This is a genomic window from Afipia sp. Root123D2 (assembly GCF_001425835.1).
Lineage (GTDB): Bacteria > Pseudomonadota > Alphaproteobacteria > Rhizobiales > Xanthobacteraceae > Afipia.
Genome location: NZ_LMDP01000001.1, coordinates 1,298,362 through 1,311,815, shown reverse-complemented (window position 1 = coordinate 1,311,815; position 13,454 = coordinate 1,298,362). Strand labels below are relative to the sequence as shown.

General features: G+C 63.9%; 13 protein-coding genes. 2 read left to right on the top strand and 11 right to left on the bottom strand.

All coding sequences use genetic code 11. The annotated features are described in order from the left end of the window. Positions 1-14: 14 nt before the first annotated feature. From ASC80_RS06490 to eno, 3 genes are all read right to left on the bottom strand, one after another. Positions 15-572: an NADPH-dependent FMN reductase gene (locus ASC80_RS06490; RefSeq protein WP_056294133.1), complete on the bottom strand. Its 558-nt coding sequence runs from the start codon at positions 570-572 to the stop codon at positions 15-17. Positions 573-942: 370 nt separating this feature from the next. Further along, positions 943-2,067 carry a CaiB/BaiF CoA transferase family protein gene (locus ASC80_RS06485; RefSeq protein WP_056294130.1) on the bottom strand — a complete coding sequence of 375 codons (1,125 nt, stop codon included), beginning with the start codon at positions 2,065-2,067 and terminating at the stop codon, positions 943-945. A gap of 314 nt (positions 2,068-2,381) precedes the next feature. After that, complete coding sequence (eno, locus tag ASC80_RS06480) at positions 2,382-3,665, bottom strand: phosphopyruvate hydratase (protein ID WP_056294128.1); 1,284 nt, start codon at positions 3,663-3,665, stop codon at positions 2,382-2,384. A gap of 117 nt (positions 3,666-3,782) precedes the next feature. Between eno and queF the strand changes: the two genes are divergently transcribed. Next, complete coding sequence (queF, locus tag ASC80_RS06475) at positions 3,783-4,256, top strand: preQ(1) synthase (RefSeq protein ID WP_056294126.1); 474 nt, start codon at positions 3,783-3,785, stop codon at positions 4,254-4,256. Positions 4,257-4,266: 10 nt separating this feature from the next. On the opposite strand, the gene ASC80_RS23630 is transcribed toward queF, so the two are convergent. The 8 genes from ASC80_RS23630 to tpiA all read right to left on the bottom strand — a co-directional run bounded on the left by ASC80_RS23630 (position 4,267) and on the right by tpiA (position 11,308). Further along, the gene (locus ASC80_RS23630) at positions 4,267-4,605 is read right to left on the bottom strand and encodes a hypothetical protein (protein ID WP_156464291.1); all 339 of its coding nucleotides are present in this window, start codon (positions 4,603-4,605) and stop codon (positions 4,267-4,269) included. Between the two features lie 43 nt (positions 4,606-4,648). Further along, a complete protein-coding gene (locus ASC80_RS06470; RefSeq protein ID WP_056294123.1) occupies positions 4,649-5,821 on the bottom strand; it encodes an MFS transporter in 1,173 nt (390 codons plus the stop codon). Positions 5,822-5,861: 40 nt separating this feature from the next. Continuing rightward, a complete protein-coding gene (gene kdsA, locus ASC80_RS06465; RefSeq protein ID WP_056294120.1) occupies positions 5,862-6,713 on the bottom strand; it encodes a 3-deoxy-8-phosphooctulonate synthase in 852 nt (283 codons plus the stop codon). A gap of 49 nt (positions 6,714-6,762) precedes the next feature. Further along, positions 6,763-7,635, bottom strand: a complete 873-nt coding sequence (locus ASC80_RS06460; RefSeq protein WP_056294118.1) for a VOC family protein — start codon at positions 7,633-7,635, stop codon at positions 6,763-6,765. A 6-nt stretch (positions 7,636-7,641) separates the two neighbouring features. Then, positions 7,642-7,968 (bottom strand): NIPSNAP family protein, encoded by a 327-nt coding sequence (locus ASC80_RS06455; protein ID WP_056294116.1) that lies wholly within the window; start codon positions 7,966-7,968, stop codon positions 7,642-7,644. Between the two features lie 249 nt (positions 7,969-8,217). Next, positions 8,218-9,849 (bottom strand): CTP synthase, encoded by a 1,632-nt coding sequence (gene pyrG / locus ASC80_RS06450; protein ID WP_056294114.1) that lies wholly within the window; start codon positions 9,847-9,849, stop codon positions 8,218-8,220. 164 nt (positions 9,850-10,013) lie between these two features. Then, on the bottom strand, positions 10,014-10,406 hold the full coding sequence (secG, locus tag ASC80_RS06445) for a preprotein translocase subunit SecG (RefSeq protein ID WP_056294112.1): 393 nt from the start codon (positions 10,404-10,406) through the stop codon (positions 10,014-10,016). 146 nt (positions 10,407-10,552) lie between these two features. Then, complete coding sequence (tpiA, locus tag ASC80_RS06440; RefSeq protein ID WP_056295692.1) at positions 10,553-11,308, bottom strand: triose-phosphate isomerase; 756 nt, start codon at positions 11,306-11,308, stop codon at positions 10,553-10,555. A 217-nt stretch (positions 11,309-11,525) separates the two neighbouring features. Between tpiA and ASC80_RS06435 the strand changes: the two genes are divergently transcribed. Further along, entirely contained in the window at positions 11,526-13,436 is a 1,911-nt protein-coding gene (locus ASC80_RS06435) for a peptidylprolyl isomerase (protein ID WP_200941150.1), read from the top strand. Positions 13,437-13,454: the final 18 nt, after the last annotated feature.

Below are 13,454 nucleotides of genomic sequence, written 5' to 3'. Positions count from 1 at the left end.
GGCCAGCAGAGCCATCAACCAACGGCCCGGTGACGCTCGACATGGGCGGCGTAGGCGTCGATGTACTGCTTCAACACCTTTTGAAGGGCTTCCTTGGTGAGATTGCCCTTGTCGTCGAAGGCATCGCCCACCCCGTTCAGGTAGATTTCCGGCTGTTGCAGGATCGGGCCGCAATAACCCGGCAGGATCTGCTTGAGGTTCATCGCCGCACACACGCCGCCGAGCGGACCGGGCGAATTGGCGACGATTCCGATCGGCTTGGTCTTGAACGAACTCTGGCCCGAGGGGCGCGAGCCGACGTCGATGGCGTTTTTCAGCACGCCGGGAATCGAGCGGTTGTATTCCGGCGTCACGAACAGCACCGCATCCGATGCCTGAATTTTTTCGCGGAACGACACCCAGTCCGCCGGCGGATTGGCTTCGAGGTCCTGATTGAAAAACGACAGGCCGTGCAGCGTCACGATCTCGAGCTTCAACGACGGCGGCGCGAGCTTCGCCAGCGCATTGGCGATCTTGAGCGTGAATGATTCCTTGCGGAGGCTGCCGACGATGACGGCGACGGTCTGGGCCATGAAACGATCCTTTCGGGTTCGGGCAAACAAATGGTCGGCGCTCAGTTAGCGGGACAGCGGGAATGATGCAAGTGCATGTACTTGCCATGCGCGTGATCTGTGTCCCATTTTCGCGCCTCTGACGCGAATGTGACGCGGGCTGAGAACCTTCCCTCATCCGGAGGAGCGATCCGAAGGATCGCGTCTCGAAGGATGAGGCGCTTTGTGTCCGGATGCTGCGCCAAAATGAGATGTCGTCACCGGGCCTGTCCCGGTGACCCCGATCAGGCGGGCACGGTTGGCCCCTAAGCGAGATGCCCGGCACAAGGCCGGGCATGACATTGAGCGTGTATCGACCCTCATTGAAAATATTACTGCGAGATCGATGTGCTCACCCCAGCACCTCATCATTATGCTCGCCGAGCTTGGGCGCGCCGGAACGCGGATGCGGGCGCTGACCATCGAAGGAAATCGGCAGGCCGATGACATCGAGCCCGCTGCCCGGCAGCTTGCGGATCAGATCCACCGCCTTGAACTGCTCGGTCTCCGACAGTTCGACGAACGTATTCACCGGCCCGCACGGCACGCCGACCGCCTCGAATGCCGCGATCCATTCGGCGCGGGTTTTCGTGCGCACCACGTCCTGCATCATCGGAATCAGGACCTCGCGATGAACGGCGCGGTCGCGGCCGCGTGCGAAGCGTTCGTCGGTGATCCATTCAGGGCGGCCGAGAACTTGCGCGCAGCGATGGAACAGACGGTCGTAGCCGGCGGCGATCACCATCGGCTTGTCAGCGGTCTCGAACACCTGATACGGCACGATGGATGGAGCGGCGGTGCCGGTGCGCGGCGCGAGATCGCCGGTGACGCGATAGGTCGCGAGCGAGGTATCGACCCATGACGCCGCGCTGTCGAGCAGCGAGGTGTCGATCACGCAGCCCTTGCCGGTGACGTGGCGTTGCTGAAGCGCCGCCAGCGCGCCGATCACGCACCACTGCGCGGTCGCCTTGTCGTTGATCGCGGGCGCGCAAAAGGTCGGCGGGTCTTCCGCGCGGCCGGTCTGCATCATCACGCCGGAGAACGCCTGCAACAGCGGATCGAAACCCGGCGCTTTCGAGAGCGGGCCCTTCGGGCCGAACGCCCAGATCGAGCAATAGATTAGGCGCGGATTGACCGCCATCATGTCCTTCGGCCCGACGCCGAGCGCCGCGACCACGCCGGAGCGCAGGTTTTGTATGAGAATGTCGGCATCGCGCACCAGCGTCTTGAGCTTCTCGACATCGGCGGCGTTCTTCATGTCGAGCGTCACCGAACGCTTGTTGCGGTTGGTGACGTGAAACATGATCGAGGATTCCTCGACGAACGGTGGCCCCCACCCGCGCGCATCGTCGCCGCCGTCCGGCTTTTCGATCTTGACGACATCGGCGCCCATGTCGGCCAGGATTGCGCCCGCCAGCGGCCCCGCCAGCGCCTGTCCGATTTCGATGACCTTGATTCCCGCGAGCGGACCTTGCATGGGCGAGCTTCCTTGCGTTTGTTGATTTTGCGGAAGTGTCGCGAGGTTATCGCGCGAAGGCAAGCCGGATGAGCGAGAGCGCATGGGGGGTGCGATGATCGCATGTGCGCCGCTTAGATCGCAGCAGTCACTTCATCGTCCTGAGGAGCAAGATTTGCATTGGATGTCATCACCGGGCTTGTCCCGGTGATCCCGATCAGGGACGCACCGTGCCAAACCTGAGCGGGATGCCCGGCACAAGGCCGGGCATGACAGTTCCGAAAGTGCGGCATGCACGGAGCAAACCCTCTGCCTTGTGGGAGAGGGAAGAAGAATTACCCCAGCGCCTTGAGCGCCGAACGTCCGGCATAGATGCCCTGCTTGCCAAGCTGCTGCTCGATGCGCAGGAGCTGGTTGTACTTGGCGGTGCGGTCGGCACGCGCCAGCGAGCCGGTCTTGATCTGCCCGCAGTTGGTCGCGACCGCGAGATCGGCGATGGTCGAATCCTCGGTCTCGCCCGAGCGATGCGACATCACTGCGGTGTAGGCCGACTTGTGTGCGAGTTCGACGGCGGCAAGCGTCTCGGTCAGCGAACCGATCTGGTTGACCTTCACGAGAATGGAATTGCCGAGGCCCTTCTTGATGCCGTCGGCCAGCCGCGTGACGTTGGTGACGAACAGGTCGTCGCCAACGAGCTGGCATTTCGCGCCGATCAGGTCGGTCAGTTCCTTCCAGCCGTCCATGTCGTCTTCCGCCATGCCGTCCTCAATCGAGACGATCGGATAACGCGACACGAGATCCGCGAGATACTTGGCCTGCTCGGAGCGCGAGCGGGTCTTCTTCTCGCCTTCATAGACATACTTGCCGTCCTTGAAGAACTCGGTCGAGGCGCAGTCGAGCGCCAGCATGACGTCGCCGCCGGCCTTGTAACCGGCCTTGCCGATGGCGCTCATGACAAAATCGATCGCCGCGTCCGCCGACGGCAGGTTCGGCGCGAATCCGCCCTCGTCGCCGACATTGGTGTTGTGACCGGCCTTCTTCAGTTCGCCCTTCAGCGTGTGGAAAATCTCGGCACCGCAGCGCAGCGCCTCGGCGAAGGTTGCCGCGCCGACCGGCATCACCATGATTTCCTGGAAGTCGATCGGGTTGTCGGCGTGAACGCCGCCATTGACGATGTTCATCATCGGCACCGGCAAAGTGCGCGCCGAGGTGCCACCGACATAACGATAGAGCGGCATGTCGAGCGATTCCGCGCTGGCCTTGGCCACCGCAAGCGACACGCCGAGAATGGCGTTGGCGCCGAGGCGGCTCTTGTTGGGGGTGCCGTCGAGATCGATCATGGTCTGGTCGATCTGGACCTGCTGCTCGGCGTCCATGCCGCCGATGGCGTCGAAAATCTCGCCGTTGACGGCCTCGACCGCCTTCTGCACGCCCTTGCCGCCATAACGGCCCTTGTCGCCATCGCGCAGTTCGACTGCCTCGTGCGCGCCGGTCGACGCGCCCGACGGCACCGCGGCGCGGCCGATCGAGCCGTCCTCCAGCACCACGTCGACCTCGACCGTCGGATTGCCCCGGCTATCGAGAATTTCGCGGCCGATGATGTCGACAATGGCAGTCATGTGCGCCTCTTCCGAATGGGTGGGTAATCGTGGGGCCGCTTCTAGCGCAACCGTTGGCGCGGGAAAAGGCCGTGCGGAACCAGCTTGATTTGGCTATCAAGGGCGACGGAGAAAGCCATGTCACGAAAGCCCCGCAAAACCGCCGCATCATCGCTGCAACTCGGCCAACCGGTGAAAATGCCGGCCTCGCCGGATGAGGCGAAACTCGACCGCGTGCCGAATCCGCACCCGAAGGACCACTATCTGGTGCGGTTCGTGGCGCCGGAGTTCACCACGCTGTGCCCGATCACCGGCCAGCCTGATTTCGCGCATCTCGTGCTCGACTATGTGCCCGGCGACTGGCTGGTCGAATCCAAGGCGCTCAAATTGTATCTGGCGAGCTTTCGCAACCATGGCGGCTTCCACGAGGACTGCACGATTTCCATCGCCAAGCGCGTCGCGAAGGAGATCAAGCCGCGCTGGCTGCGGATCGGGGGCTACTGGTACCCGCGCGGCGGCATTCCCATCGACGTGTTCTGGCAGACCGGCACGCTGCCGAAAGGCGTGTGGGTGCCCGATCAGGGCGTCGCGCCGTATCGCGGACGGGGTTAATTTCAAGCATCTAAGGCACGGCTAAATCTGGACGACCGTACTGACGCAGGCGGTTTCGTGCGCGGTCTAATTCGGTAGACTGAAATAACACCCGCCAAGGCCCACGAAGTATTGTCGCTTCTGCGGTAAGATCGAGGCGTTTCTTCTCTAACAGAGTAATAAAACCATCTGGAATTTTGTCTGTCATGATAACCCGAAGACAAGCCTCAACGGGTCCACTTTCGGCCAGCATCTGACGAAATATTTTTGGTCGGTAACCAATAGCTTCGGACTGATCGCAGTCTTGGCGTAGCTGTTCATGCAATTGAGCTTCTAGTTTACGTCTCTCAGCATCCGGTAAAGCAAGCATGCTTCCCTCCCCACTAGAGTACAAAAACTAACCTACGGCCGCCTCATCCCTCCACCACCGGAGCGGGCTTGTGGTGCAGCAGCCGCGCGCAAACGAAGCCGAGGGTCAGGATGATCGCGGCGCTGGCGAGTAGCGTTGCGTGCTTGCCGAGATGGTCGATCGATATGCCGTAAAGGATCGGGCCGACCGCCTGCCCCATGAAGAAGCAGAACGCATGCAGCGATAGCGCCGAGGCGCGCGCTTCCGGTGCAAGATCGCTGGCGAACACCTGCAGGCAGCCGTGCAGGTTGTAGAAGCCGAGCCCGATCAGCACGAAGCACACGGCCTGGATTTCCCAGCGCGGCCCGAAGGCGATGATGGCGAGCTGCAACGCCATCAGCACCGCGCCGGAGATCATCAATCCGCGCACGCCAAACCACGGCAGCAGCCGCGACACCATCAGCGTGTAGATCAGCCCGCCGACCGCGAAACCCGAGATCACCCATCCGGCGATCGACGAGCGCGTTTCGCCGAGTTCGAACAGGAAGGCGGCGACGAACGGAAACAACCCGAGCACGCATAGGCCCTCGATGAACACCGCCGTGAAGCAGATCCGCGCGTTCGGATTGGCCATGATCGCGCGGTAGCCCTTCTTCAGGATAGCGAGGTCCATCTCCCTGCGCGGCTCCGGCGGCGCGGTGCGAAAACCGATCGTGACCGCGATGCAGGCCAGCAGAACCAGAACGCCAAGCAGGATCAGCACGCCGCGCCAGCCGAGAAAATCGCCGACAATGCCGGACAGCGACGCGCCGAGCAGATTGCCGGTCATCGCGCCGCCGAGCAAACGGCTCATCGCGATCTGGCGCGTCGCGATGCCGGTGAGATCGCTGGTCAGCGCCAGCGCCACCGGAAACACGCCGCCCGCGCCGATGCCGCACAGGATGCGGGTGACGAACAGCATTTCGAACGAATGGGTGAAGGCGCCGACGAAATTAGCGACACCGAGGATGATCAGACAGAACACGATCAGCTTGGCCTTGCCGAGCAGATCGGCGATCGCGCCGAGCAGCGGCTGGATCATCGCGAAGCTGAACGCAGTGACGGCGGACAGGCTTGCGGCGACGGCGGCCGTCACCGCGAAGTCCCCGGAAATGTGCGGCAGCACCGGGTCGATCGCCCGCGACGACAAACTCGCCGCGAAGGTGGTGATGGCGATGACGGTGATGATCGGCGGCATCAGATCGCGCGCCGCCCTGCCGTCATCACACCCACCCGCATCAGCGTGCGCCCTGCTTGGCCACCGCGTCGAATGCCATCAGGTTTTTGACCAGAGCCTCGAAATCCCTGAGCGGCACCATGTTCGGCCCGTCGGACGGCGCATGATCGGGATCGGGATGGGTTTCGATGAACACGCCGGCGACGCCGACCGCAACAGCCGCGCGCGCCAGCACCGGCACGAATTCGCGCTCGCCGCCGGATGAGGTGCCCTGGCCGCCCGGCTGTTGCACCGAGTGGGTGGCATCGAAGATGACGGGTGCTCCCGTCGTGCGCGCCATGATCGGCAGCGACCGCATGTCGGACACCAGCGTGTTGTAGCCGAACGACACGCCGCGTTCGGTGACCAGTACGTTGGAATTGCCGCCGCCGGTGATCTTGGCGACGACGTTCGCCATGTCCCACGGTGCGAGGAACTGGCCCTTCTTGACGTTGACGACCTTGCCGGTCGCCGCCGCCGCCAGCAGCAAGTCGGTCTGACGGCACAGGAACGCGGGGATCTGCAGCACATCCACCGCCTGCGCGACGTCGGCGCATTGCGCGGCGTCGTGAACGTCGGTCAGAACCGGCAGCTTCAGCGTGTCGCGGATTTCGGCAAAAATCGGTAGCGCCTTCTCAAGCCCGATGCCGCGCTGGCTGGAGACGCTGGTGCGGTTGGCCTTGTCGAACGAGGTCTTGTAGACGAGCCCGATGTTGAGCCGCGCCGCGATCTCCTTCAGCGCCGAGGCAACTTCGAGCGCGTGCGCCCGGCTTTCGAGCTGGCACGGTCCCGCGATCACCGCGAGCGGCAGGGCATTGCCGAATGTGACAGAACCAGCGGAAACCATCGGGGCTGCGGAGGACTTGGCGTTCAACGTGATGTCCTTTGTTCGCCGCAAGTCATGACGGGCACCGGGTCCAAGATCAACCCTTGACAGGGCCTTCAAATATCAGGATTGCGCCGAACGCGGTCTGGGGCGCGATCACCAGCCATTCCATGTGGCGCTGCGCGGCGATACCGCCCTGCTTCAGCGCGGCCTCGGTCGCGGCGAGATCGGCCACCGTGAAGCGCAACCCGGAGATTGCAGCCGCCGTGCCCTCTACCTTCCGCGCGACGCCGAACTGATCGTGAAACGCCACCGGCTCCATGATCTCGACGCTGCCGCGCGGGGTGCGGGCCTCGATGCCGAGCGAACTCGAATGAAGCAGGCGCTCGCCGGTGAAAGCGCTGAGAAAGATGTGATGATCCGCCGGATGGTCGGCAACCAGCACCGCGCCGGCGACGGCTTTGACACCGTTGGGATGAGCCTGGAAGTCCGGGTTCCAGAATGCTTTCGGGTTGAGCTGCTGGCAGGCGAAAAAGCCGGTCTGCGGCGACAGCTCATCGCGCACGAAGGCGAGCGAAAAACCCACCGTGGTCTCGGTGCCGTCCGGCAGCTTCGCGCCGCGCGAGAACGGCAGAGCTTCGGAAATGCCGATGCCGGCTTCCGCGAAATCCGCGACATCGGCGGCAATGTCGCGGCTCTCCAGCACCAGCGCCGCGAAACCGTCGCCGCGCGCGATCGCGTCGCGGTTCGGAATTCCGAAATGTTGCGACAGCCCGTCGCTACCGAGCTTGTCGGGTTCTGCAACGGTCAGTATCTCGATGAAGAAGCCCGGCAGTTGCACCACATGATTGTGGGTGCCCCACGGGTGACGGTTGCGCGCGCCGACGATGAAGCCGGCGCGGCGCCAGAACTCGGACGCGGCCTCGAGGTCGCGCACGGCATGAACGATATGGTCGAGGCCGCGCGGCATGACGGCTTACTTGACCGACGAGAACGACGTGGGCTTCAGGAACTGGCTGGCGATGTTCTGCACGATCTGACCGTCCTTCTCGGACGCATCGCGCGCCGACGTCCATGCCGGATCGGTAATGAACGCTGTCCATTTCTTTTCGCGCTCGGCCATCGATTCCCAGGCGAGGAAATAGGTCAGCTCGTTGTTCGAATCGCCGATCTCGGTGGTGAAGAACCCGGCCTGACGGATGCCGTGCTTGGCGAACAGATCCATGGTGACATCGGTGAAGCGCTTGAGCAGGTTCGGCAGGCGGCCCGGCAGGCAGCGGTACACGCGCAGTTCGTAGATCATTCCTCGACTCCAGGCTGTTGTTGCTTTTTAGCGCGCGTTTGTCGCAACAAACCGGGCGGAGGTCAAAGGGCTGCGATTGAGGTACGACGCTGCCGCGTTGAAGTCATCCCATGCTCGACGTCGTCCCGGCGCACGCCGGGACCCATAACCACCGCACGTTCTTTTGAAACGAGGAACGCGGCTCCCGGCAACCCAACCATGTTTAGGGAGTCTGGGTCCCGGCGTGCGCCGGCACCATGAGGCGGATCGCTACACCAGCCGGCTGCGCACCACCGCCGCCTCGATGAACGAGGCGAACAGCGGATGCGGCTCGAACGGCCGCGACTTCAGTTCGGGGTGATACTGCACGCCGATGAACCACGGATGGTCCTCGTATTCGACGATCTCCGGCAGCACGCCGTCCGGCGACAGGCCGGAGAACTGCAGGCCGTGCTGTTCGAGGCGATCCTTGTAGGCGGTGTTGACCTCATAGCGATGGCGATGGCGCTCGGAAATCTCCAGCGCGCCGCCATAGATTTTCGACACGCGGCTGCCCTTCTTGAGCGACGCCGGATAAGCGCCGAGCCGCATGGTGCCGCCGAGATCGCCGGCCTTCGAGCGCTTCTCGAGTTCGTTGCCGCGCAGCCATTCGGTCATCAGGCCGACCAGCGGCTCCTTGGTCGGGCCGAACTCGGTGGAGTTGGCCTCAGTGATGCCGGCGAGATTGCGCGCCGCCTCGATCACCGCCATCTGCATCCCGAAGCAGATGCCGAAATACGGCACGCTGCGCTCGCGCGCGAACTGCGCCGCCTTGATCTTGCCCTCAGCACCGCGCTGGCCGAAGCCGCCGGGCACCAGGATGCCGTTGACGTGTTCGAGGAACGGCGCCGGGTCCTCGTTCTCGAACACTTCGGATTCGATCCAGTCGAGATTGACCTTGACCTTGTTGGCGATGCCGCCGTGCGACAGCGCCTCGATCAGCGATTTGTAGGCGTCCTTCATGCCGGTGTACTTGCCGACGATGGCAATGGTCACCTGACCTTCGGGATTGCGGACGCGCTCGTTGATGACGTGCCACGAGTCCAGCGCCGGCGGCTTGACGTCGACGATGCCGAACGCGGCCAGCACCTCGTCGTCGAGACCGGCGGCGTGGTAGGCCTCCGGCACGGCGTAGATGTTGTCGACGTCGCGCGCCTCGATCACGGCGGTCTCGCGCACATTACAGAACAGCGCCAGCTTGCGCCGCTCCTCCTTGGGAATTTCGCGGTCGGTCCGGCACAGCAGGATGTCGGGCTGGATACCGATCGAGCGCAGTTCCTTGACCGAATGCTGGGTCGGCTTGGTCTTGAGTTCGCCGGCGCTCGGAATGTAGGGCAGCAGCGTCAGGTGGATGTAGATGACGTCGCCGCGCGGCAGGTCGTTCTTGATCTGGCGGATCGCCTCGAAGAACGGCAGGCCCTCGATGTCGCCGACCGTGCCGCCGATCTCGACCAGCACGAAATCGTAGCCGTCATTGCCGGTCAGGACGAAATCCTTGATGGCGTTGGTGACGTGCGGAATGACCTGAATGGTGGCGCCGAGATAATCGCCGCGCCGCTCCTTGGTCAGGATGTCCTGATAGATTCGCCCGGTGGTGATGTTGTCGGCCCTGGTGGCCGGCCGCCCGGTGAAGCGCTCGTAGTGACCGAGATCGAGATCGGTCTCCGCGCCATCGTCGGTCACGAACACTTCGCCGTGCTGATACGGCGACATCGTTCCGGGGTCGAGGTTGAGATAGGGATCGAGCTTGCGAAGGCGGACCTTGTAGCCTCGCGACTGCAACAGCGCACCGAGTGCCGCCGAAGCCAGTCCTTTTCCGAGCGAGGAAACCACGCCGCCGGTGATGAAGATGTACCGCGCCATGGGAGCCAACCTTTAACGCCAGCGGGACGATTCGCAAAACGAATCGCACCCGCGCACACACAAATCGTCACACTGTGGGTGACTGCGAAAATTCAGCATATGCAAACACTTGCGACGGCTTGCTGATTTTCGTCAGCAAGCCGGGAGTGCATGACCGCACTGCTTTATCGGGACTGCGGAGCCTGCGGCCCGGTCGGCGCCGCCGGCGCGGGCGCCGGGGCATCGGGTTTCTTCAGCGAATCCAGCAATCCGCCCTGCGGCGCCGCGGGCGCCGGAGCGCCGGGTGCCGTGATCGGAGCCGGGCCGGTGTTGATGATCGAACTCGGCCCGCGCTGGTAGTTTGCGAGCCACGACAGCAACAGGCTGGTGACGAAGAAGATCGTCGCGAGAATCGCGGTGGAGCGCGTCAGCAGATTGGTGGTGCCGCGGCTCGACATGAACCCGCCGCCTCCGCCACCGCCGATACCGAGACCGCCGCCCTCCGAGCGCTGCAACAGCACCACGCCGATCAAGGCGAGGACGATCATGAGATGAATGACAATGACGACAGTCTGCATCGTTACCTTCCGTCACAAGCCTCTCGGCACCGGCAGCCGGTCGCACAGATGCTTGCGGGGGTTGAAGTTGGGCGGTCTGTACACGATTGCAGGGGGTATTGTCACCCCTGCCATCGCAGGCGGGATCGCACTCAAGCCACCTCGATCTAGGCGCAAGCCGCCGCAATCGCAAGGAAATCGACAGCCTTCAGGCTGGCGCCGCCGACCAGCGCGCCGTTGACGTGGGGCACCGCCATCAATTCCGCAGCATTGCCGGGCTTGACCGAGCCGCCATAAAGGATGCGGACCGCCGCCCCCTCGCCTTTCAACCGTTCCGTCAGCTTTTTCCGGATAAAGGCATGAACTTCCTCGACATCCTTCGGCGTCGGGGTCAGCCCGGTGCCGATCGCCCAGACAGGCTCGTAGGCCACCACGAGATTGGCGGCGGTCGCACCGGCCGGCACCGAGCCGTCAAGCTGCCGCCCGACCACCTCCAGCGCCTTGCCGGCGTCGCGCTCGGCGCGGGTTTCACCGACGCAGACAATGGCGACAAGCCCGGCCCGGCGGGCAGCCAGCGCCTTCTGCCGCACGACCTCGTCGGTCTCATGATGGTCGGCGCGGCGTTCGGAATGACCGACGATCACTGCGGTCGCACCGGCATCGGCCAGCATTTCCGCCGAAATATCGCCGGTGTGCGCCCCGGACGCCGCCGGATGGCAGTCCTGCGCGCCGATCGCGAGTTTCGATCCGACCACGGTGGCCGCCGCGGTGAACAGCAACGTCGCCGGCGGACAGATCAGCAGGTCGGCCTTTTGCGCCACCTCGCCCGCGCCCTGGCCGATCGCCACAAGCTCGTTCAGCGAGGCCTTGAGGCCGTTCATCTTCCAGTTCCCTGCGACCAGCGGGCGGTTCACGTCGGCCATCATCTTCTCCGCGTTGAAATTTGAGATTTTGGGCTACCAGAGGCGGCTGGCCCGCGCCAGTTCCGCGCCGGTCTTTCCCGGCATTCCCCATTAACTGCTTCGATGGGTCGCCGCCATCGAGGTTGCCCGGGAACCAACCGCGTTTTATACGAGACAGAACAACGCAGTGACGCCCGTTTCGCGGCACTCCGGTTCCCTCCTGACACAAGTTGGACCCATGCTTCGAGGAATACGTAACGCCTCATCGAATTGGCTCGGCAAGACCATCATGTCCGTCGTGATGGGAGTGCTGATCGTGAGTTTTGCCGTCTGGGGCATTGCCGACATCTTCAAGGGGTTCGGACAGGCGAGTCTCGCCAAGGTCGGCGATACCGAAATCACCACCGAGCAATTCCGTCAGCTCTACACTGACCGGCTCCAGCAGATCGGACGCCAGTTCGGCCGGGCGCTGACCTCTGAGCAGGCGCGCCAGTTCGGCCTCGACCGCCAGGTGCTGCAACAGACGATCGCGGAAGCCACTCTCGACGAGCAGGCACGCCGCATGGGCCTTGGCCAGTCGAACGCCGCCATCGCGCACGCGATCGAGACCGATCAGAACTTCGCTGGCATCAACGGCAAGTTCGATCCGCAGCGTTTCGCCGAGGCGATCCGCCAGGCCGGATTCACCGAGCAGCGTTACGTCGCCGAACAGCGCAAGGTCACCCTGCGCCGCCAGATCGCGAACACGGTCACCGCCGGCCTCACGCCGTCGAAGACCCAGCTCGAAGCGCTTGAGCGCTATCAGAACGAAGAACGGACGATCGAGTACGTGAAGCTCGGTGCGGCTCAGGCCGGCACCATTCCCGAACCGACGCCCGAAGAACTGTCGGCCTACTTCGACGAGCACAAGGCCCAGTTCCGCGCGCCGGAATATCGCAAGATCGCCGTGCTGTCGGTGACGCCGGAGGCGCTGGCCAAGACGATCAAGGTGTCCGACGAGGACGCGAAGAAAGTGTTCGAGCAGCGCCGCGACGAGTTCGCCAAGCCCGAACGCCGCGAAGTGCTGCAGATCCCCTTCCCGACGATGGAAGAAGCCACCGCCGCGCGGGCGAAAATCGCGGCCGGCACCTCGTTCGAGGATATCGCCAAGGAGCGCAAGCTGACGCCGTCCGACATCGACCTCGGTCTTCTGACCAAAACCGCGATGTCCGAACCGGCTATCGCCAATGCGGCGTTCACCCTGCCAATCAACGAGGTCAGCCAGCCGCTGAAGGGCGCGCTGGTCACCGCGCTGATCAAGGTCATCAAGATCGAGCCCGGCACCACGCCGTCCTATGAGAGCGTCGCTCCGACCATCAAGACCCAGCTCGCGCAGGATCGCGCGCGCGGCGACATGTCGGACCTGCGCAACAAGATCGAGGACGAACGCGCCGGCGGTTCGAACATCGCCGAAGCCGCCAAGAAGCTCGGCCTCGACGCGGTGACGATCGAAGCCGTCGACCGCTCCGGCCGCGGCCCCGACGGCCAGCCGGTTCAGGGCCTGCCGCAGGGCGCCGATGTGGTCTCGGCGGCGTTCGGCAGCGATGTCGGCGTCGAAAACGATTCCGTTCACCTGCGCAACGGCGGCGAATTGTGGTTCGACGTGCTGGGCGTGACGCCGTCACGCGAGCGGCCTCTCGACGAGGTCAAGGATCAGGTCGTAAATCGCTGGAAGGACGACAAGATCTCCGCTCGTCTGCGCGCGAAAGCGGTCAACATGGCGGACAGCCTCGCCAAGGGCGGCAGCTTCGCGGACGAAGCGGCCAAGGACAGCGTGAGCGTGGAGAAGACCTCGCCCTTCAAGCGCACCGCGACCGTCAACGGCCTGCCCGATCAGGTGGTGCAGGCGGCCTTTGCGACGGCGAAGGACGCCGCCGGCCAGACGCAAGGCGCGACCGGCCGCGACTGGGTGGTCTTCAAGGTGACCGACGTGACCGTGCCGAAGCCGGACCTTGCGTCCGACGAGTCCAAGAAGCTGAAGGACGTTCTGAGCCGCGCGATGGGCGACGAGCAGATCGCCGAATACATCCAGCAGCTGGAAAACGAGATCGGCGTCTCGGTCAATCAGAGCGCGTTCGCGGTTGCCACCGGCGCCACATCCAGTCAGTAAGGATTCCGGTTTCGGACG